The sequence below is a fragment of the Kiritimatiellia bacterium genome (assembly GCA_018001225.1).
GTDB lineage: Bacteria > Verrucomicrobiota > Kiritimatiellia > CAIQIC01 > JAGNIJ01 > JAGNIJ01.
The window spans coordinates 1-20,675 of record JAGNIJ010000025.1; the positions used below are offsets into that span (position 1 = coordinate 1).

Genomic DNA, 20,675 nt, shown 5'->3' on the forward strand with positions numbered 1-20,675 from the left:
GCGGCCGCGGCCCCGGCGGGCGGCGGGGGGACGCGGGAAGAGGGAGCGGGCGGAACGACCGTGTTCGAGGGGACGATCGACGAGCGCGAGGCTCGCTGGCTGGCGCAACTGGCGTGGTCCTTCAGCCCGGACTGGAGCGGGCTGGACCGGATCGCCGCGCGGGCGCGGCGGGAGGGGTTCCGGCCGGTGCTGGTCTGGCTGCCCGTCACGCCCGAGTACCGCCGGTTCCATGACGAGCGGTATCCCGAACAGACGCACGCCGACCTGCAGCGCCGGGCGGCGGAACGCGGCCGGGCCCTGGGATTCGAGGTGGTGGACCTTACGGAGAGCCTGGCCGCGCCGGGCCTGTTCCGGGATCCCTACCACCTCAACGATGCGGGCCGGGCGGAGGCCACGCCGGCGCTGGCCGGGCGGTTGCGCGCCCTGCTCCCGGCCACGACGGGGGAGGCCGCCGCCGGTCAGCCGCGCGCGGCTTCCATCTCGCGGTAGATCCGGAGCATCTGCTCCACGTAGGACTCCTGCGAGAACAGTCGGCGGGCCCGCTCGCGGGCGAGCCGGCCCATCTCCGCGCGGCGGGCGGGATCGCGGGCCAGGGCTTCCAGCGCGTCCACGGCCGCCTCCGGGTGATGCAGATCGAAGATGAAGCCGGTCCGGCCGGACTCGATCATTTCCGGGATGCCGCCGGCATCGGACGCGATCACCGGCCTCCCGTAGGCCATGGCCTCCATCACCGCGCGCGGCAGGGCCTCGGTGTGCGAGGGAAACAGCAGCACGTCCGACGCCGCGTAGAGCGGCGCCATGTCGGTGACGTAGCCGGGCAGGAGGAGCCGGTCTTCGAGCCCGTCTTCCCGGATGCGGCGCCGGTAGTCCTCGACGTAGGGCGCGGGGCCCTCCCCCGCGTAGGTGGCGACCAGGTCCACGCCGCGCCGCGAAGCGGCGCGGCAAATAGCCAGGAACTCCTCGGCGCCCTTCTCGATCGTCACCCGGCCGGCATGGAGGACGCGCAGCGGGCCGCCCGCCGGCCGGGGCGGCGGCTCGGACGGCATGCGGATGAAATTATAGACCACGTCGGAGCGTTTCTCCGGCAGGCCGTATTTCTTCTGCACGGCGTGCGACACGTAGACCACCCGGTCGGCCCACCGGCGCGCGTTCCGGCGGCGCATTTCCACCCACAGCTGGCTGACCCACAGCCGCGGACTCGGCGCCCGCTTTTCCACCGAGCGATGGCGCTCCTCGCGCACGTGCCAGAGGATCGGGCAGCGCGCCGCCCGCGCCGCCAGCGCCGCATGGCCGCAGAACGTGGAATGGAGGTGGACGATCGGCCGGCCCAGTTCCTCCATCGCGCGGGAGGCGCCGCGGAAGAACCGCCAGCGCGAGGCCGCGGCGCGCGCGAGTTTGCCCGGCCCGCCCTTCTGCAGCGGGGCCTTCTTTAGTCCGAAGTGCTCCAGGGGAAACACGTAGCGGGGAATACCCTGCGCCTCGAGCACCTCCTCCAGCGGCCCGTGCTGGGGCAGCAGGACGGCAAACTCGACGCCGTGCTCGCGCAGCGCCAGGGCATGGTTGAGCATGCTCCGGGCCGCGCCGTAGAGCAGGGCATTGTGCATGGCCAGGAGAACACGCATCGGAAAGCGCCGGGTTCAGACCCGGCCCGAGTAGGAGATGAACCCGCGCCGGGCGCGCCGATCTTCCAAGGTCGGCGTCAGGGACGGCTCCGGGGCGGGCGGCGGAGGGGGCTCGGGCCAGAACATACCCGCGAGGCTCCACAAGGGCAGCATCAACACCCCGATGTAGAAGGCCTCCACCAGCATCCCCGCCATGATAATGACCACCAGGCCGGCGATGATCGCCAACTGCTGGCCGGCGTCGAAGTCGCCCGGGGGGCGCCGGATGCTGTCCCGCCACAACGAACGTATGACGAAGGCCCAGAAGGCAAAGTAGATGAGCCCGCTAAGGGGGCCGAACTCGCCCCAGAGCGTGAACAGGGAGCTCTGCGGCTTGCCCACGGCGGACGAGTCCGCACGGAAGCCGCCCGTGCGGTGGGCCTGGATCACGTACGGCAGGACATACTTGTTGGCCAGGGGCCGGAAGCTCAACAGGCCGACCGCGCTGCAGAAATTGCCCGGCCCGGCGCCGAGGACGGCCAGCGGCACCTCCTCCGGGAGCCGGAAGAGCAGGGTCCGCACCATCTCCCCCTTCCCGGAGTACTTGACGGAACGCCAGACCGAGGAGGCCTTGATTTCGCTGACGCCGATCATCGCCATGTACGACCAGCTGGCCAGGCCGAACAGCAGCATCGTCGCGCCGAGCCCGATGCGCAGGCGGGCGGGATACTTCGGGTAGAAGAAGAACGGGATCGCCGCGAAGGGCACGAAGAAAAGCGCGTGCTTGGTGTCGGTGAGGAAAATCAGGTTGTACGCGATCAGCAGGGCCGCCCCCGCCGCCAGGCTCATCCGGCGCAGCGGCAGCGGCCTCCGCTTCGACCCGAACCATCCGACGATCATGAAAAGGATCATCACCGAAAGGTAGCCGACGTAGTGCGCGTTGCCGACGGTGCCGGTGGAGTTGTCCGGGTGGAAGCGAAGCCCCAAGCCCTTCTGCCAGTAGATGTTGATGAAGAACTGCGCCAGGGCAAACAGGACCAGCATGGCGAACCACCGCCGCTTCTCGCGATCGCTCCAGGGCCCGATGGCGCGCGTGTAGTACCAGAAGATGTAGAACTTGCCGTAGGTCAGCGTCGCCCGGATCGCGTTCATCGTCGGCACATGGTTGATCCGCCAGCTCAACACGGCCAGGGACACGTACAGGAGGGGGAAGAGCGTGGCCCGCTTCGGCAACTGGCGGTGGACGGCCTTCATGACGATGATGGCCAGCGGCACCGCCAGGATGATCTCGTCCAGCATGCCCACCATCGGGACGGGCAGCGGGTAGAAGCCCAGCAGGATGCCGTTGGCCATCAGCCCGTAGTACAGGAACATGACCACGAGGAACTGCTTGGGGTGCTCCAGGAAATAGACCCCCGTCAGGAACAGGAGGACAAGGACGGCCCAGAACAGCGCGGGCGGAAAACCCAGGATGCCGGACACCCAGATCGAGGCCAGCAGGCCGATCACGAAGCCGACGACGGCCATGAACGCCAGCGGTATTCGAAGCGTGGTATCGCGAGCCATGATGTAATTCCGCCGGGATATTATGCGACCGCGCCGGCGGCCACAAGCCTGCCGGTGCCGCCGCCGTCCGGGCGCCCGGGCGCCCGGAACGGGTCGGAGGCCAGCCAGCTTTTCAACACGCACAGGAGCCACAGGCGCTCGCCGTGGTCGCCCTGCCCGCTGTCATGGGCCGCCAGCATGGCGCGTACGGCCTCCGGGCGAACCAGTTCGTCGAACGCCGCCAGCGGCGCCTGGAGCACGGGTCTCGCAAAGGAGCGGTCCTCCCGGATCCACCGCGAGAGGGGCACGCTGAACCCGCCCTTCGGGCGCCGGAGAATCTCCGGGGGCAGCAGCTTCTCCGCGGCCTTCCGGAGCACCCGCTTCCCCACACCCTCGCTCCAGTGCACCGAGGGGTGAAGAGTCCAGGCCTGCTCGGCGACCGCGCGGTCCAGGTACGGGACGCGGCCCTCCAGGCTGAACGCGCTGGTCGCCCGGTCCACCTTGGTCAGCATCTCGTCCGGCAGCAGGGTCATCATCTCGAAACGCAGCTTGCGATCCAGTTCCGTGGGCAGGCCGGCGTCGTACGCGGCCGCGAGGCCCGCGCCCCACGCCGCATCCGCCGCGCCGAGCAGCGCCGGCTGCAGCAGTGCGCGTTTCTCGAAATCCCGGAAGCGGCTGCAACTGGTCAGGAACCGGTCGAACTCCGCGCGGCGGGCCAGGTCGGCGCGCCGCCAGGCCCGCTGCCGCCGACCGCGGTTCCGCCAGATCGCGTCCTCCCCGCCGCCGCGCAGCACCCGCTCCGCCCGCCCCAGCCACCGGCGGTACCCGTCCTCGATATAGCGCGTGTTGTACCCCGCGAAGAGCTCATCCGCGCCGTCGCCGGACAGCACGACCTTCACGTGCTGCCGGGTGAGCCGGGAAAGGTGGTACAGCGGCATGAAGGAGGCGATCGCGAAGGGCTCGTCGGTGGCCTTCACCATGGCGGGCACCCATTCGGCCATGTCCGTGCGCGCCCGGACCGTGTGATGCTCCGTCCCGAGCCGCTCGACCATCAGTTTCTGGTACGGGGATTCGTCCACCTCCGGCGAATCCTCGAACGTGACGGAGAACGTCTGCAGCCGGCCGCCGGTGTGCCGCGCCGCCAGGGTGGCGATCACGCTGGAGTCCACGCCGCCGCTCAAGAAACACCCGACGGGCACGTCGGCCACCAGGTGCGTGCGCACCGCGGCCTCGAGGCGCTGCAGGACCTCCTCCGCCGCCTCTTCCACCGGCCGCACGACCGGCCGTTCGCGCGGCAGCTCGTAGTAGCGGCGCACGGCGACCTGCCCGTGGCGCGCCGTCAGCGCATGCCCCGGCGGCAGCTTGCGGATCTCCCGGTAGATCGTTTCCGGCGCGGGCACCTTGGCCAGCGACAGGTAGTTCCACAGGGCCCCGGCGTCCAGCCGGCGGGGCACGTCCGGGCAGGCCAGCACGGCCTTGAGTTCCGATCCGAAGACCAGGCCGTGCGGGAGCACGGCATAGTGCAGCGGCTTGATGCCGAACCGGTCCCGGGCGAGCAGCATCTGCCGGCGCGGCCCGTCCCAGAGCGCGAAGGCGAACATCCCGTCCAGCCGGTCCAGCACCGCCTCGCCCCACTCCTCGTAGCCGTGCAGGATCGTCTCCACGTCCGTGCCGGACTTGAACACGTGCCCGCGCCGGCGCAGGTCCTCGCGCAGGGCCGTGAAGTTGTAGATCTCCCCGTTGCACACGAGCCACAGGGTGCCGTCCTCGTTGGACATCGGCTGGTGCCCCGCCGGAGAGAGGTCGATGATGCTCAACCGGCGGAAGCCGAGGCCCGCCGGCCCGTCGAGGTGCAGGCCGGAGTCGTCCGGCCCGCGGTGGGCCAGCGTGCCGGTCATCCGCGACAGCACGTCCCGGCCCGGGACCCGGGCGGGATCAAAGTAGAGAAGGCCGGCGATGCCGCACATGCGATAACCTGTCGAAAGGGATGGGAGGGGTCCGCCTGCGTTCACGCCGGGCGCGCCGCGGCGGCCTGCCGCTCGGCGCGGCCGGCCGCCAGCCACCGGCAGGCCACGAGCGCCAGCACGACGGCCAAAAGCACGCGCACGGCGATGGGGCCCGGGCTCCACGAGAACGGCAGGTAGCGATCGGTCAGCAGATTCATGCCGAACGACGCGAGGATCAGCCCCGCCGGCCGGGCGTAGTGGAACGCGAGGGGGTAAAGCCGGTGGGCCAGGAAGGTCTTGGTGACGGTCAGGATCAGGCGGCCGATCACCATGGCGTACGCGGCGCCCATCAGGCCGAAGGGCCGGACGAGCAGCGCCATGGCCGCCACGGTGCCCGCCACGCCCGCCGCGTAACTGATCACGGCCATCGGGGTCTTCTTGGAAATGTCGATGCCGATGCCCGTGATCCAGGACAGGGAGTCGATGATCAGCGCAAGGACCATCGGCAACACCAGGAACTGCGATTCCAGATACTTCGCGGAGACCAGCACCAGCAACAGGGGGCGGGCCAGGGCCACCAGCAGGTAGCCGGCCAGGCACAGGCCCGCCGTGTAGCAGAGCAGCACGGCGTCATAGGTCTGCGACGCCTTGGCGTCCTTGTAGATCGCGAACGCGAACGGGCCCCAGGCCGTCTGGAATCCCTGGATGGGAAGCTGGATGAGCATGGCCAGTTTCGCCCCCGCCGCGTACAGGCCCATGGCCTCCAGGCTCAACCGGTTGACGATGAAATAGCGGTCGATCATCGGCATGAGGCAGCCCGACACGCCCAGCAGCATGTAGGGCCAGCCGAACTGAAACATGGGAAAGAGGTGGCGATAGTGGGCCGGCCGGACGAACCAAGAGCGGCAGAAGAAAAGGCCGACCGCCGCGAAAATGACCCGGCTGGCGAGCTGGGCGTAAAACACGCCCAGGATCCCCCGCCGCAGGATCACCACGAACACGAGCGTCAGTGCCACGGTCAGCGCCACCGAGCCGATCGACACGAAGAGAAAACGCCAGCGGTTGAACGTCCACTTCAGGATGTTCTGCCCGTAGTTGAGCAGCACCTGGAACGGGAGGGACAGCGCGACGACGCGAAACGCCGGGGCCTGATCCCCGGAGGAAAACAGCGCCTGCATCAGCGGGCCGGCGAACAGGTACAGGCCCGCCGTGCAGGCCGCGATCAGGGCCAGTTCGAACAATAGGGACTGCGAGATGACCTCCCGCCGCTCGCGCTCATCCTCCTGCTCGTAGAAGAAGCGGGCGACGGCGCTGTCCTGCCCCATCGTCATCAGGGGGACGAACACCGTGCCCAGGACGGCGAGGGCGTCCACGACGCCGAATTCCGTGCGGGAAAAAAGCCGCGCGAGGATGGGGACCGTGAAGATCGAGAGAAGCCGGGCCACGGCCGTCGCGCCGCCGTACAGGACCGAGTCCTTCAACAGGAACTGCAGGCGCCCGCGAAGGGACGACTGCAAGACGAGGCCGGCACCGCGCCGCGTCATGGCGCGGCCTCCCCGGCGCCGGGCTCCAGGAGTTTCAGCCAGTAGGCTTCGGTCTCGGCCAGGAAATGCTCCACGCTGTGTTCCTCGGTGGCCAGGCGGCGGCTTTCCGCCTGCATGCGGTCATGCTGTTCCGGCAGGGACAGGTAGCGGGCGATGGCCCGGGCCACGCCCTCGGCCGAGTCGGGCCGGGCCAGGAACCCGTTCACGCCGTCTTCCACGAAGCGGGCGGTCTGCCCGACGTCGCGAGCGACGACCGCGTTGCCGCAGGCCATCGCCTCCAGCATGGCCAGCGATGTGAAGTTCTCGTAATCCTGGGTCGAGACGAACAGCCGGCTTTTCGCGAAGACCGCGGGCATGTTCCCGGACGAGGCCAGCGCCACGCGATCCCGGAGGCCGGTTTCCTCCAGGCGCACGCGCACCGCGGGCTCCAGGTCCCCCCGGCCGTACATCGCAAACGTCCAGCCTCGCGCCAGGTCGCCGTGCTGCTCCAGGAGAAGGCGCACCGCCTCGATGAACAGGAGGGGCTGCTTCACCCCGGTCAGGCGCCCCGCGAAGATCACGAGCCGATCCTTCCGCTCCGCCGCCGCGCAGCGAGACAGGTCCACGAAGCAATAGCGCGACGCATGGATCCGCGTGCGCCCCGGAAACAGCTTCAACCGCTCCGCCACGCTCTTGAACAGCTCGTACCAGGACAGCACCCCGTCCGGCCGGAGCCCTCGCAGCAGCGGCATGTAGCACGCGATATCCTCCTCCGCGCCGCGCGGGTCCATCAGGCTGTGCGCCAGGCGGCAGTCCACGATCGACAGGCTGATGCGGGGCCGGAGCGCGGCCGGCAGGCGGGCCAGGGCGCGGAGAAACGGCGGGTGAAACCGGCGGAGCAGGGCGATATGAATCAGGTCGAAGCGCAACGCGGCCCGGAAGCACTGGACGATCAGCAGCAGGTGCTCGATCCGGCGCGCGCACTTGAACGCGAATTCGAGGAGCCACGCGCCCGGCCGGCGCCATAGCGAGCGCAGGCTCCGGGCCGGACGGCCGCGGACGCCGCCCAGGGAGCGCAGCACCAGGAGCCGCGCCGCGGAGCGCGGGCGGCCGACGGCCTGCAGGTGTCCCAGGGTGAACCGGTCGGTCACCAGCCAGACGTCCAGCGGGCCCGATCTCTGCTGGAACGCGTCGTACGTGTCGGAGAACTGCCGCTCGGCCCCGCCCCCGCCGGTCATGTCCCCGGCCATCAGAAAGAGGCCTACGCGCGGCTTCTGGTCCCGCGCCCGCATGTCAGTCCGCGGCCTTTCGGGCCGCCACCGTGCGGGCCAGGCCTTCCGCCAGGGGAACGAACGGCCGCGAACCGAGCCGGCCGCGGAGCCGCGCCCCGTCCCCCAGGAGACGGGCCGGCGCGCCCTCGGCGGCCCGCACGTTCGGGGCCCGGCCCATCAGCCGGCCCAGGTGGGACACGATCTCGGCCAGGGTCGCCTCGTCCTCCCCGCACAGGTTGAAGCATTCGTCTCCCGCGCCGTCCTCCAGGGCCACCAGGCCCCGGATCCGGTCCACGGCATCGTCCACGTACAACGGCGTCAGGCGCAGGCCCTCGCCCCCGGCCAGAACGATCTCCCGGCCCTCGTCGAGGCGGGCCATCATGTCCGGCACCAGCATGCGCCGCTGGCCGGGGCCGTACACCGAGAACAGCCGCATCCGGATGACATGGAAAAAGGAAGCGTAGCGGGACGCCAGCAGTTCGGCGCTGTACTTCGTGGCGGCATAGAAGGAATCCGGGCAGCAGGGATACTGCTCGTCGACCCGCCCCGCGGCGGGGGCGTACACGTTGCCCGTGGAGGCCAGCAGGAAACGCCGCGCGCCATGAAGGCGCGCCCATTCCAGCAGTTCGGCGGCCGCCGCGACGTTGACGGCGAAGAGATCCCGCGCCCCGTCGGGAAAGTCCCGGTATCGGAAGGATTGCGCCAGGTGGACGACCGTATCGGCCCGTTCGCGCGGGAGCCGCTCCGTCCAGCCGGGCCGGGCCAGGTCGAACCCGGCCTCCAGCGTAACCGCGACCACCGGCCGCTCCCCCCGCGCGCGCAGGTCGGCCACCAGGCGGGTCCCGATGAACCCGTCGGCGCCGGTGACCACGATGGCTTCCGGCCCGCTCATTTCGGAAGAAAACAATCCAGCCAAGCCTCGAAACACAGCAACGACCAGATGAGCAGCCGGCGGTTCTGCCGGCCCTCCAGGTGCTCCGTCACCAGCGCCTGCACCTTGTCGCGGGCCAGGTAGTCGTAAACCCGCGTGCCCGGCGAGAACAGGCGGCGCCGCACGTAGTCCATGCTCTCCCCCTTGAACCAGCTGGCATCCGGCGCCGAGAAGCCCTGCTTGACGCCCTCGGCGGTCGAATCCGGCACGTAGCGCTTCATCACGTCGCGCAGCAGGAGCTTGCCGTCGCGCGTCTTGTCGAAGTAGCGCGCCGTCTTGTACCCGGGTTCGTTTTCGTTCAGCCGCACGACTTCGCGCAGGTTGCCCAGCTTCAGGTTCACGGGCAGGCGCATCGCGAAATCCACCAGGTCGTTGTCCAGGAAGGGAAGCCGCGTCTCCAGCCCGTGCGCCATGCTCAACTTGTCCTCCACGAGCAGCAGGCCGTGCAGGAACGTCTTGATCTCGAAGTACATGGAACAATTGACGTAGTCCTCGGGCCGGGCCAGCGCGGACGGGCGCCGGCTGAAGACATCGCGGAAGATGTCCCGTGTCCACACGTGCTGCACGTCGGGCCAGACCGGATCGAATACCTCGCGGATGTCCTTGTTGGGGATCAGCCGCTGCCAGTACCGGTAGTACTTGTCGATGTAGTGCTCGAAGTCGTCGTTGACGGCGGCCCGGTAATAGCGCCACGGGTAGCCGCCGAAGAGCTCGTCCCCGCCCCCCCCGGAAAGGACCACCTTGACGAACCGGCCCGCCAGCTTGGCGGCATAGTAGTTGGGATAGCTCTGGCCCACGCGGGGGTCTTCCAGGTGCCACATCAGCTTCGGGAAGATGCGCTCCATGTCGCCCGCCTTCAGGACCATCTCGTAGTGCTCGGTGCGCAACAGGTAGGACAGGTGTTCCGCCTTCGCCCGCTCGTCGAAGGACAGCTCGATGCCGGAGGCCGACCGGAGATCGAACCCGCACGTGAACGTCTTCAGGTACGGGAGCTGCTCCGCGGCGATGGCCGTGACCGAACCCGAATCCATGCCCCCGCTAAGATAGGAGCCCACGTCCACGTCGCTGACGAGTTGGCGACGCACGGCCTGCCGGAACAGGCGGTCCAACTCCTCCTCGTACGCCCGCTTGTCGGCCGGGCGTTCCGGCTCCTCGAAGGAGAAATCCCAGTAGCGCCGCGGCCGGCCGGCGCCCCCCGCCGTCACCCGCAGGCTCATGCCCGGCGGCAACAGGCGGACCCCGGCGAACCACGTCCGGTCCGTGAACAGGTTCTGAAAAGTGAAATACTCCAGCAGCGCTTCGCGATCGAGCTCCGTCCGGCAGGCGGGATGGGCCAGAAGCGGCTTCACCTCCGAGCCGAACAGGAACACGCCGGGCCGGAGGCTGTAGTAGAGCGGCTTGATGCCGAAGCGGTCGCGCGCCAGGAACAGCTCCCGCCGCACCCGGTCCCAGATCGCCAGCGCAAACATGCCGTTGAACTTCAGCAGGGCGTCCTCGCCCCACTCCGCGTACGCCTGCAAGGCCACTTCCGCATCGGTGCGCGATTGGAAAGTCCGCCCCGCGGCCTGCAGTTCCCGGCGCAAGGCCTCAAAGTTATAGATCTCGCCGTTGTATGTCAGGGTGTAGCGGCCGTCCGCCGTGGTCATCGGCTCCCGGCCCGCGTCCGTCAGGTCGATGATCGCGAGGCGGCGGTGCCCCAGGCCCGCCGGCCCGTCGGTATAGACCCCCTCCCCGTCCGGACCGCGGTGCGCCATGCGCGCCACCATCCGGGCCAAAACCTCCGGCGAGGCCGGCGCGCCGTCCAGATTGCAGAATCCCGTTATACCGCACATGCTCTTGCCGCCCCCGCCTACCGGCCGGCCGCGCCGCGCCGCGCCTCGACCTCGGCCATGTGGGCCTGGCGCCACTCGATGAGCGACTGGAGGCCCTCCTCCAGGTCGATCTTCCACTCGAAGCCCAGCTTCTCGCGCGCGGCTTTCTCACAGCCGACCCGGTTGGTCACGAAGTACTCCGTCGCCGGCTTGAAGTTGATCCCCAGCGACTCCTTGCCCGTCAGCTTCAGCAACACCTCGATCAGTTCCTTCACCGAGGTCTTCACGCCCCGCCCAACGTTGAAGAACCCGATCGGGCACTCGGACGCCATCGCGCACAGGTTCGCCCGCGCCACGTCCGCGACGTGGATGAAATCGTAGGCCTGCGACCCGTCGCCGAACACCAGCGGCGGCTCGTTGCGGTCGATGCAGTCCAGCGCCTTCATCATCACCGCGATGTACGCGCCCTTGTAGTCCTGGCGCGGCCCGTAGACGTTCATGTAGCGCAGCCCCACGCCCTTGACCCCGTAGCGCTTGTGGTGGGCCTTCAGCATCGCCTCGCCGGCGATCTTCGTCGCGCCGTAGAAGGTCCAGCAGTTGAACGGGTGGCTCTCCGTCATCGGCTCCTCGAGGGCGTCCCCGTACACGCTCGCGCTGGAGGAGTAGACCAGCCGCTGGATAGTATGCCGGCGACAGGCCTCGATCACGTTGAACGTCCCGCGGATGTTCACGTCGAAGGCCGACTGCGGATACTCGTGGCAGTGCAGCAGCCACAGGGCCGCCAGGTGGAACACGCCGTCCACGCCCTTCATCGCCGTGTCCAGGATGTCCGGCTGACAGATGTCCCCGCCGAGCGGAAACACGCTGCAGCGCGGGTCCTTCAGCGCCCCGGCCAGGTTCTCCATCCGGCCGCGCACGAAGTTGTCGTACACGACTACTTCCTTCACGTCGGTCTGCAGGAGCTGGTCCACGATGTGGCTGCCGATCAGCCCCGCCCCGCCGATCACCATGATCTTCTTGCCCTTGATGTCCATGCTGTCCTCCGATCTTCTTTCCGGCGCGGCCTAGGCCGACAGGAATTCCTTGATGCTGTCCACCACGTACGCCGCCTGGGCGTCCGCCAGTTCGGGATAGATGGGCAGCGCCACGGTCTCGAGCGCGGCCTTTTCGCTTTCGGGGAAATCGCCCTTCTTGTGTCCGAGATACGCGAAGCACTCCTGAAGATGCATCGGAACAGGGTAGTAGACCTCCGTGCCGATCCCCTTGTCCTTCAAGAAGTTCTGCAAATCGTCGCGGCGAGGCACGCGGAGGACGTACTGGTTGAAGATGTGACGGTTGGCGACGACCTTCGGCAGCTTGACCTTGGCCGCTAGGCCCGCGGCGGCGAACAGTTTGTCGTACCGCTTCGCGTTGGCCTGCCGGCCCGCCGTCCACGCGTCGAGGTGGCGCAGCTTGACCAGTACGACCGCCGCCTGCAGGGCGTCCAGCCGGAAGTTGCCGCCGATGATCTTGTGGAAGTACTTCGGCTTCGAGCCGTGCGCCCGAAGGATCCCGAGCTTGTCCGCCCGCGCCGCGTCGTTCGTCGTCACGATGCCGCCGTCGCCGAAGCAGCCCAGGTTCTTCGAGGGAAAGAACGAGAAGCAGCCGTAGTGCCCGATCGAGCCCGCGCGCCGGCCCTTGTTCTCCGAGCCGATCGCCTGCGCAGCGTCCTCGATGACGACCAGGTGGCGGCGGGCGGCGATCTCCATGATCGGGTCCATGTCCGCCATCTGCCCGTACAGATGCACCGGCATGATCGCGCGCGTCTTCGCGGTGATCTTCGCCTCGATCTGCGCCGGGTCGATGTTATACGTCTCGGGATCGATGTCCACGAACACCGGCCGCGCACCCGTCCGGGCGATCGAGCCCGCGGTGGCGAAGAAGGTGTAGGGCGTTGTGATCACCTCGTCGCCCGACCCGATGCCCTCGGCCATCAGGGCGATGAGCAGCGCGTCCGTGCCCGAGGTCACGCCGACCGCGCGGGCGCAGGCGCAGTAGGCCGCGATGGCCTTCTCGCATTCCTGGACCTTCGGCCCGAGGATGAAATACTGCGACTCGACGACTTCGCGCAGGACAGGCTCGATCTCGGCCTTGATCCCGGCGTACTGCGCTTTGAGGTCCAACAGGGGAACGTTCATCGTCATTTTCCTTTCTTGAACTCGTCGTACGTTTTTTCGCCCTTGGCCAACTCCGCCGGCAACGGGGCTTCTTCATCCAGGTCGAGGCACTTCAGCACGCCGGGCTCGACTTCCTTGTAGCGATAGCCGCTCTCGGGGCAGCGCATCACGCCGTCCTGATCCGGCGCGCCGAGCCGGTGGCCGTGGCGGCTCATCCAGCTCTTCTGCCGCGCGGGATTGCCCATGACGAGCGCGTAGTCCGGCACGTCCTTCGTCACCACCGAACCCGCGGCGACGAAGGCGTAGCGGCCGACGGTCACGCCGCAGACGATCGTCGCGTTGGCGCCGACGCTGCAGCCGCGCCGGAAGTGCGTCTTCTCGTAGAGGGCGTGGCGGTTGACCTGCGAGCGGGGGTTGGTGACGTTCGTCAGCACGCAGGACGGGCCGAGAAACACGTCGTCCTCGATCACCGTGCCGGTGTAGACCGACACGTTGTTCTGGATCTTGACGTTGTTCCCCATGACCACGCCGTCCGCGATGTGGACGTTCTGGCCCAGGATGCAGCGCTGGCCGATCTTGACCCTCGGCAGGACGTGGCTGAAGTGCCAGATCTTCGTGCCCGCCCCGATCTCGCAGGGCGGGTCCACGCAGGCGGTCTCGTGAACGAAGTACTCGCGCGCGGGGCCGGCCGCGGCGGCCTGGGCCACCGTCCCGCCGCCGGAGGCCAGCGACCGCTGGCAGGCGTCCAGCACGGTCAGCACGCGTAACCCCTCCGCCCCGTCCGTCACCGGCGCGGCGCGGGAGTCGAGGCAGGCGATGAACTGGCGGCACTCCTCCTTCAGCGGCTCGGAGGCGTCGAGGGGAACCACCTCGGCCTCGGCCTTGACCGCCGTCGGCACGCGGTCCTTCCACTCGACCTTGTGCGGGTACAGGACCAGCTTGTTCTTGGCCGTGTCGTCGAAGACGGCCATCTTCTGCGAGCCGACGACGACCAGCCGCTGCTCCTTGAAGGGGTGCAGCCAGTTGACGAAGATGTGCGCGCGCACGCCGCTCGGGAACGCGAACTCGCTGGTCGTGACGTCCATCACCAGCGGGTTCAGATAGCCCCCGCCCTGGCAGGCGACGGACATCGGCATCTCGCCGAGCAGCGCGAGCATCACCGAGATGTCGTGGGGCGCAAAGCTCCACAGGATGTTCTCCTCCGTGCGGATCTTCCCGATGTTCAACCGGTTCGAGTAGAGGTACTGGATCTGGCCGAGGTCGCCCGACGAGATCAGCCGGCCCAGCGCGATCACGGCGGGGTGATAGCGCAGGATGTGGCCGACCATCAGCACGCGGCCGAGCCGGCCCGCGAGGTCCACCAGCGCGCGGCCCTCTTCCACCTTGATGGCGAGCGGCTTCTCCACGAAGACATCCTTGCCGGCCTCCAGCGCGGTCCGGGCCATGCCGTAGTGCGTCACCGCCGGCGTGGCCAGGGCCACGGCCCGGATTCCGGGATCGGCGAGAACATGGCCGAAATCCTGCGTGAACCGCACGTCCGGGAACTTGGCCTTCCACTCCTTCTCCACCGCCGGGCTGGTGTCGCAGATCGTATGCAACGCCCCCAGTTCGTGGAAGTTGCGGGCCAGGTTCTTACCCCAGTACCCCATGCCGACTACCGCGATGTGCTTGTTCATGTCATCTCCCCGGACCGACGGTTCTTGTCTGTCCATTCCTGTAGCGACGTTTCTGCTAAACGCCGGGCGGCTCGCAGAGCCGCCGCTACAATTTTCGCCCGCTGTAGTTACTTCAGAAGCATCTTCAATATCGAGCTGTCCCACAGCCTTTGCGCCCGGCCGCGGAAGGCGCGGATCTTCGCGACCCGTTCGCGCAGGAAGGTCCAGTCGGTCGCATCCTCCGCCGAGCCGGCCGCGGCCTCCCGCATTTCCTCCTCGGCCTCGGCGAGCACATGGTCGCCGCTTTCCATCTTCCTCCCGATCACGTCCAGCAGGGCCCGGCGGATGATGTGGCCGAAATGCGGCAGCGCCTCGTAGAAATCCTTGCGCTCGCCCTTGATCCAGACCTTGCGCAGCGCGCCCCACTGCTCGAGCTGGCGGACGGTCATGCTCGCGCTGCCCTTGCTGATGCCGAGGGACTGCGTGAGGTCGTCGAGCGACTGCGGCTGGCGGCTGAAATAGATGTGGGTGAAGACCTGGCCCAGGGCGCGCCCGACGCCGAGCGTCTGGGTCATCTGCCCCGCCGCCTCGATGAAGCGCCGGCGCAGCTGCTGTGGAGTGGAAGCGCTCATGAAGAAAAGAATTGAACCGCAGCGGACAAGGAGGTTCGCAGGGGAATTGAAAACGAACTTGGAGGAAAAGGCGCCAAGCCCGGCCATCCGGTTTTTGCCCTCCGTGATCCTCCGCGACCTCTGCGGTTACACTTTCCGGGCGGACTTCGTCCCGGTCACGTCCCGGGGCGAACGTTCAATATGTATTGAACGTATCAAAACGGCGGGAGGGCGCAAGCGTTATTTTCCGCGGCCGCCGCGGCTACTCCGCGTGCAGGAATGACACCAGGATATCCGGTTGCGCGGCGACATCGGTGCGGATACGCAGGAAGGCGTCCCCGGAAACGACGGCGCCCGCGACCGGCCGGAGCGTAATCACATAGGCCGCATCCCCATCCGGCGCCGCGGAGGCCTCCAGGGGCGGCGGGGCGATCACCTCCAGCACGCGGAACGCCCGGTACGACGATTGCACGACCACCCTCAACTCCCCCGTGATCACCCCGTCGGCGGGCAGCGCCAGTTCACGGGGCTCGACACGCAGCGGAAGCTCCACGTCCGCGGAGACGGGAATCTCGAGCTCCCGCTGCATGGGGTCGTCCGTTTGCACCCGCACGGTCCCGCTCAACGCGCCGGCCGGGAGCGGCGGCACGGTGCTCACGACGATCCGGTAGCCCGGTCCGGACTCGTTGGGGCCGGCCGCGGCCTGGAGCCAGGCGTCGGAGCTCTGCGCGCCGTGCACCTGGAGAGGCCAGCTCGTGTTGAACGTCAGGACCACGCTCTGCGTGACGGCGGCGTCCACGGGGATCGTCCCGAACGCCACTCGCTCGGGTTCCAGTTGAAGGGCCTGGCGCGCCTCGCCCCGGAAGCGCAGCGTCAGCGCCTCCCCGGGAAAGTCGGGCAGCTCCGCCGCAAAATCCCTCGTCACCTCGTCCTTCAAGCCGGCGGGCGAGAAGCCGAGATTCACCTGGGCCCTCGCCCCCGGCGCCACGACCAGTTCCTGCACGAGGGTCGGGCCCGCCGCCCTACCCGAATCCACGATGCGGACACTCACCGGCTCGTTGGTCCGGTTTTCCAGGGTGAAGACGTGATAGACCGTCGACCGGTTGTCCACCCACCCGAAGAAGTACTCCGGCGCCGCGCAGCCCAGGGGGCCGGCCGAGGTCGCGAGGGGCTCGGCGCCGACGGAAGGAGCCGCCAGGATCGCGAGAAATAACAGCGATGCGACGCGAAGAGCTTTCATGGCGCGGCTCCCGGGCGGGCCATCCCGGGGCGCGCACGGGCGCCCCGGGATCCTTCTACTCCGCCCTACGGCGCGATTTCCGCCTGGACCCGGTAGAAGTACGGCGTCGGGTTCGTGGCGGTGGTGTCGTTGTACGTGTTCACCGGCGGATCGGCGTCGATGCCGCTGTCCAGCTCGGAGAACCCGGCGACCAGGTCGGTGGCACGGTCCAGCCGGTAGACGCGGCCCGCCAGCGACGGCCAACTGACCTGCAGGCCCACGGCCGGCACGCCGGCGGGACTGACCTTCCAGAAGGCCTCCGGGTTGTTCGGATCAAGGCCGGCGATGTAGGTCTCCATGACCGTGTTGACCCCGTTGGCGGACATGGCCCCGGCGTTGGCGTTGGTCGGCCCGAGGAAATGCTCGGTCTCCCAATCGTTCGGGATGCCGTCGCCGTCGATGTCCGGATCGTCCGGGTTGCCCTCGCGCGTGATGGTGACCGAGTCGCTGATCGGCGTCGTGCCGGTCGACGCGCGGGTCACCCGCATGTCGCCCAGGTAGAGGTTGTATTCCCAACCCCCGCCGGATCGCCAGTTCCAGGATTTGAACTTGCTGATGGACGTCCCGGCGTGAGCCAGCACGCCGGTCCGCACCGTGGCGCCCACCGTGAGGCGGTACGTGTCGGCGCCGGTCAACTCGAACGTGATATTCAAGCCGTCGCCGGTCCACGGGATGGCGGTATGACGGCTGGCTATGCTGTCGTTGATGACATAGTTCGTCCCGCCGCCTATGAACATGAATTCGAACCGGTTTCCGTTGGTGGAGTTCTGCAGGGCAAAGCCCACGGAGCCCTCGGGGCTGGAGCTGATCCAGTTGTTGTCCCAGCGCAGGCTGAACGAATCGCCCACGGCCAATGCGCTGTTGAAGTTCCGGATGGCGTCCGACGCCGAGTCGGTGTGCGCCCACATGCCCCAGCCCACGGCGTCCACGCTCATATTGGTCCCGTCGGCCAGCGTCGAGCGGAAGTGGCCGGCGTTGGCGCCGGCGGTCAGCGACCAGGCCCCGAGGCCCGAGCCGCCGTTCGAGTTGTTGGTCCAGCCGGCGTTGTAGGACGCGTTGGTCGGGTTGTCCCAGGCCACGGTCTCCAGCGCGGAGGAGGTGTAGGCCCCGCTGACGGCGATGACGTTGGCGCCGGTGGCCAGCGGAATGTCCGCGATGCTCCACGCGCCGGCCGTGGGAACGCTGCCCGTGGCGCCGGTCGCCTGGTTGGTCCAACTCAACTGGCCGGCCAGGTTGCCGTACGCCTTGCCCTTGAGCGTGTAGGTGGTCACGCCATTCGTCACCTGGAGGTCCGCCGGCGGATTGGTGATGGCCAGGTCGTAGCAGTTCACGTAGGCCCAGTAATCGGCCGTGTTGTTGTTGGCCCAGAACTCGTTGGTGGCCGCATCGAACGCCACGACGGCATAGCGGACGGTCGAGCAGGCCGGGTACGCGCCGAGGTTGCAGGTCCACCAGTTGCGGTTGTTGGCCGGCCCGGCGTTGCTGCCGCCGTACGTCAGGCCCTTGTTGGTCCACGCGCCGCCGTTGACCTGGTACGCCACGGAGCCGGTGACCGCCAGGAAGAGCGGGGCGGTTTCCACGTACACCACGATGGCGTCGCTGGGCGTGATGTACCCGTTGCCCGGGGTGTGGTTCACGTTATGCAGGGTCACGCTGGGGCAGTTCACTTCCGCCAGGTAGTTGGCGTCGTTATTGCTGTCCCACTCCTCCCGGCTTTCCGAATCGCGCACGACGACGGAATACCGGATCGTCTTGCAGGCGGCGAACTGGCCGAGGTTGCAGGTCCAGGTGTCGTTGTTGCCGGCCGCGGCACCCTTGACCAGGGCCTTGTTGCTCCAGGTCACGCCGCCGTCGGCGGAGTAGACCACGTCGCCCGTCACGCCCACGTTGGTGGGATAGGACTCGGTGTAGACCACGATGCTCGAGGAGGACTCGATCGCCCCATTGGTCGGGCTGTGGCTCGTGTTGCCCACCCACTGGACATCCGACTCGTCGTCGTCCTGCCCGTGTTCCTCCAGCTTGAGCATCTGGACGAACGCCGTCGCGGGGTTGGCGTTGCCGTCGGCCGGCATGTTGATGTAGATGCCGTTGTTGATCAGCTCCTGGCCCGTCTTGCCCGGAGCGGCCCAGAGGTAGGCGTCGGGATCGTCGGCGCAGAGGTTCTTGATGTTGTAGTAGCGGGTCGGGTCCAGGTAGATCGCCGTCACCTCGGCGAGGTTGAACGTGCCGGACTGTCCCGTCCACGGCGTCAGGTTGACGAACGAGAGCACGACGTTCTGGTGCGCGGGATCCCAGCCGCGCTTCGTTCCCTCGTACTTCAGCACGGAGAAGATCTGCTCGTGAGTGCCCGCCCCGCCGGTGCGGTTGAGGTACCACTGGTCGTGCAGGCGGGAGGCGATGTTGCGCTGGCGGCCCTTGTTCACGCGGCTGTAGGCGCCCTGCAGGACGTTGTCCCGGTTGTGCCACAGCGTCAGCATATTGTGCCAGATCAGGATATTGGGGATCCACCGGTCGAACTGGTTGCGGAACTGCGAGAAGCCCCAGTGGTCCGTGTAGCCCAGTTCCTGGCCCTGGTACATCTGCGGCGCCCCGTCCACCACCGCGCCCACCGCGTAACGCGAAAACGCGTACCACTTGTCGGCCGGAGCGCTCTGGTCGTGGTTGATCAGCCCGCGCATGATGCCCGCATAGCCGTAGTCGGTCTTGTTGCCGTCAATGACCCCCCGCATGCCGGACGTGTTGCCGCCGCTGCCCAGCACCTGCCAGACCCAGTTCTGGTTGATGATGTCCACGTGCCGCCCGGCGCGCTTGGACACATTGCCGCCGTCCAGCGACTCGGCCATGAAGATGAAGTCCCACTTGCTCTGCCGGGTCTTGTTGATGATGTACTCCCACGCCTGCGGAGGCAGCCCCTGCGCGTAGTCGCAGCGGAAGCCGCCCAGCGCGCCGCCGGATTTCTCGATCCAGTACTTCCCGAAGTAGGCGAAGTACTCCACCATGCGCTTGACGTCCGCACCGGACTGGTTGGCGTCCCACCCCAGGTCCGTGTCCGTCTGCGGGTTGTACAGGGCGGGATACGTGCCCCAGAACAGGTCCGCCACGTCCGGCCACTTGCCGAAATCGCTTCGCTCCGCGGGCGCCGGGCCGATCTGGCTCGAGGAGGTCGCCGGCAGCCAGTACTGGAACAGGCTCTGATTATAGGAATATTCGCCGCACGGCAGGTCGGTGGACACGTAGCGAGAATACCACTGCGGCAGCGTGTCCTTGATCTTGGCCGCCGGATTGCCCGCCGGGTTGGCGGGATTGGCGGGGTCGCGGCCGATCTCGGCGTCCCACGAGGTATGGTTGAAGATCGTGTCGAAGAAGAAATCAAGGCCCTGGGCCTTGGCCGCCGCCGCGAAATTCGAGAAGGCCACCATCGAGGCGGCGCGGGTGTTGCCCCGGCTATGATGAGGCGCCACTTCCCACATATTCTGGATCGAGTACGGGCTGCCGGGCTCGCTGGACACGCAGTAGTGGTCGCCGATGGGGTGGATCGGCTGGATCCACAGCGTGTTCACGCCGATCGCGGTGAAGTGGCTCAAGTTGGCATAGTTGGTCGGATTGAGGAAGTCCTCGAACGTGCTGCGGGTCCCCTCACTGTCGCCGGAGGCGTTGATGACGTTCGCCTGCAGTTCGTAGAGGATGACGTCGCGCGCCTTCTTCGGGGAGGCCACGACGGCCGTGTCCCGCACGCCGGCCCAGCGCCAGTTCGCGTCGCCGGAAACCTTGTAGCGGCAGTTCAGGCGGTAAGCGCCGGTCTTGTTGACGGTCAGCGAGGCGTACCACTTGCCGCCCTCGCCCGCGGTCATGGAGGTCGCGACGAAGTAATTGGTACCGGCCGGATCGGGCCCGGGATCGCTCACGGAATCCTGGTCGCCCATCGACGCGCGGTCGCGGCGACTGACGTTGTGCCAGATCTGCGCCTTGGTCACGTTGGCCTCGTTCGGCCAGAAGTCCACGTACACCGTCTCCGAGTCCGTCGGCTCGTTGATGTAATAGTGCAGCGTCAGGTAATCGCCGTTGGCGCCGTTGACGGACATGTACGGCGCGGCCAGCGCGCCCGAGGCGATGCAGAGGATCGCCGCGACCAGGATCCACGGAATTCGTTTTGCACTTCTACTCATTGCGGTCTCCTTGATTGTAAGATCGCGATATAGTTAACCGTTTTACCAAAATCTGTATAGAGCTTTTTTTCCTCCGCCGACAGAGCGGCGGAACTACCACAGTCCATCGGTTGCGTTGCTGTAGCTCCGGCGCTCCGCCGCCGGAGATGTTGAGCATATTACATTCTAATTAACAAGTGG

General features: G+C 67.8%; 14 protein-coding genes. 1 reads left to right on the forward strand and 13 read right to left on the reverse strand.

What is annotated here, in order from left to right:
• A partial coding sequence (locus tag KA248_09625; GenBank protein MBP7830162.1) for an SGNH/GDSL hydrolase family protein occupies nt 1–489 on the forward strand: 489 nt, incomplete at its 5' end.
• On the opposite strand, the gene KA248_09630 is transcribed toward KA248_09625, so the two are convergent.
• The 13 genes from KA248_09630 to KA248_09690 form a co-directional block, all read right to left on the reverse strand.
• On the reverse strand, nt 459–1,622 hold the full coding sequence (locus KA248_09630) for a glycosyltransferase family 4 protein (GenBank protein ID MBP7830163.1): 1,164 nt from the start codon (nt 1,620–1,622) through the stop codon (nt 459–461). The two genes, KA248_09625 and KA248_09630, sit on opposite strands and share 31 nt — an antisense overlap.
• Nucleotides 1,623–1,637: 15 nt before the next feature.
• Nucleotides 1,638–3,167 (reverse strand): hypothetical protein, encoded by a 1,530-nt coding sequence (locus tag KA248_09635; GenBank protein ID MBP7830164.1) that lies wholly within the window; start codon nt 3,165–3,167, stop codon nt 1,638–1,640.
• Nucleotides 3,168–3,187: 20 nt separating this feature from the next.
• Nucleotides 3,188–5,113 (reverse strand): asparagine synthase (glutamine-hydrolyzing), encoded by a 1,926-nt coding sequence (asnB, locus tag KA248_09640; protein ID MBP7830165.1) that lies wholly within the window; start codon nt 5,111–5,113, stop codon nt 3,188–3,190.
• 41 nt (nt 5,114–5,154) lie between these two features.
• The gene (locus KA248_09645) at nt 5,155–6,636 is read right to left on the reverse strand and encodes an oligosaccharide flippase family protein (GenBank protein ID MBP7830166.1); all 1,482 of its coding nucleotides are present in this window, start codon (nt 6,634–6,636) and stop codon (nt 5,155–5,157) included.
• The gene (locus KA248_09650; protein ID MBP7830167.1) at nt 6,633–7,907 is read right to left on the reverse strand and encodes a glycosyltransferase; all 1,275 of its coding nucleotides are present in this window, start codon (nt 7,905–7,907) and stop codon (nt 6,633–6,635) included. Before KA248_09650 ends, KA248_09645 begins: the two co-directional genes overlap by 4 nt.
• A 1-nt stretch (nt 7,908) precedes the next feature.
• Nucleotides 7,909–8,778, reverse strand: a complete 870-nt coding sequence (locus KA248_09655) for an NAD(P)-dependent oxidoreductase (GenBank protein ID MBP7830168.1) — start codon at nt 8,776–8,778, stop codon at nt 7,909–7,911.
• On the reverse strand, nt 8,775–10,649 hold the full coding sequence (gene asnB, locus KA248_09660; GenBank protein ID MBP7830169.1) for an asparagine synthase (glutamine-hydrolyzing): 1,875 nt from the start codon (nt 10,647–10,649) through the stop codon (nt 8,775–8,777). Before asnB (KA248_09660) ends, KA248_09655 begins: the two co-directional genes overlap by 4 nt.
• A 17-nt stretch (nt 10,650–10,666) precedes the next feature.
• A complete protein-coding gene (locus tag KA248_09665) occupies nt 10,667–11,662 on the reverse strand; it encodes an NAD-dependent epimerase/dehydratase family protein (GenBank protein ID MBP7830170.1) in 996 nt (331 codons plus the stop codon).
• 30 nt (nt 11,663–11,692) lie between these two features.
• Complete coding sequence (locus KA248_09670) at nt 11,693–12,805, reverse strand: DegT/DnrJ/EryC1/StrS family aminotransferase (protein MBP7830171.1); 1,113 nt, start codon at nt 12,803–12,805, stop codon at nt 11,693–11,695.
• A gap of 2 nt (nt 12,806–12,807) precedes the next feature.
• Nucleotides 12,808–14,460, reverse strand: coding sequence for a Gfo/Idh/MocA family oxidoreductase (locus KA248_09675; GenBank protein ID MBP7830172.1), 1,653 nt, complete (start codon nt 14,458–14,460; stop codon nt 12,808–12,810).
• A 107-nt stretch (nt 14,461–14,567) separates the two neighbouring features.
• Nucleotides 14,568–15,071: a hypothetical protein gene (locus KA248_09680; protein MBP7830173.1), complete on the reverse strand. Its 504-nt coding sequence runs from the start codon at nt 15,069–15,071 to the stop codon at nt 14,568–14,570.
• 241 nt (nt 15,072–15,312) lie between these two features.
• Nucleotides 15,313–16,290: a hypothetical protein gene (locus KA248_09685; protein MBP7830174.1), complete on the reverse strand. Its 978-nt coding sequence runs from the start codon at nt 16,288–16,290 to the stop codon at nt 15,313–15,315.
• Between the two features lie 65 nt (nt 16,291–16,355).
• Nucleotides 16,356–20,495 (reverse strand): hypothetical protein, encoded by a 4,140-nt coding sequence (locus KA248_09690; GenBank protein ID MBP7830175.1) that lies wholly within the window; start codon nt 20,493–20,495, stop codon nt 16,356–16,358.
• Nucleotides 20,496–20,675 lie beyond the last annotated feature (180 nt).

Bases quoted from the DNA above. Each gene is read 5' to 3' on its own strand.
- asnB (MBP7830165.1), bottom strand. From the start codon at position 5,113: ATGTGCGGCATCGCCGGCCTTCTCTACTTTGATCCCGCCCGGGTCCCG.
- KA248_09670 (MBP7830171.1), bottom strand. From the start codon at position 12,805: ATGAACGTTCCCCTGTTGGACCTCAAAGCGCAGTACGCCGGGATCAAG.
- KA248_09630 (MBP7830163.1), bottom strand. From the start codon at position 1,622: ATGCGTGTTCTCCTGGCCATGCACAATGCCCTGCTCTACGGCGCGGCC.
- KA248_09690 (MBP7830175.1), bottom strand. From the start codon at position 20,495: ATGAGTAGAAGTGCAAAACGAATTCCGTGGATCCTGGTCGCGGCGATC.
- KA248_09645 (MBP7830166.1), bottom strand. From the start codon at position 6,636: ATGACGCGGCGCGGTGCCGGCCTCGTCTTGCAGTCGTCCCTTCGCGGG.
- KA248_09650 (MBP7830167.1), bottom strand. From the start codon at position 7,907: ATGCGGGCGCGGGACCAGAAGCCGCGCGTAGGCCTCTTTCTGATGGCC.
- KA248_09655 (MBP7830168.1), bottom strand. From the start codon at position 8,778: ATGAGCGGGCCGGAAGCCATCGTGGTCACCGGCGCCGACGGGTTCATC.
- KA248_09635 (MBP7830164.1), bottom strand. From the start codon at position 3,167: ATGGCTCGCGATACCACGCTTCGAATACCGCTGGCGTTCATGGCCGTC.
- KA248_09680 (MBP7830173.1), bottom strand. From the start codon at position 15,071: ATGAGCGCTTCCACTCCACAGCAGCTGCGCCGGCGCTTCATCGAGGCG.
- asnB (MBP7830169.1), bottom strand. From the start codon at position 10,649: ATGTGCGGTATAACGGGATTCTGCAATCTGGACGGCGCGCCGGCCTCG.
- KA248_09685 (MBP7830174.1), bottom strand. From the start codon at position 16,290: ATGAAAGCTCTTCGCGTCGCATCGCTGTTATTTCTCGCGATCCTGGCG.
- KA248_09665 (MBP7830170.1), bottom strand. From the start codon at position 11,662: ATGGACATCAAGGGCAAGAAGATCATGGTGATCGGCGGGGCGGGGCTG.
- KA248_09675 (MBP7830172.1), bottom strand. From the start codon at position 14,460: ATGAACAAGCACATCGCGGTAGTCGGCATGGGGTACTGGGGTAAGAAC.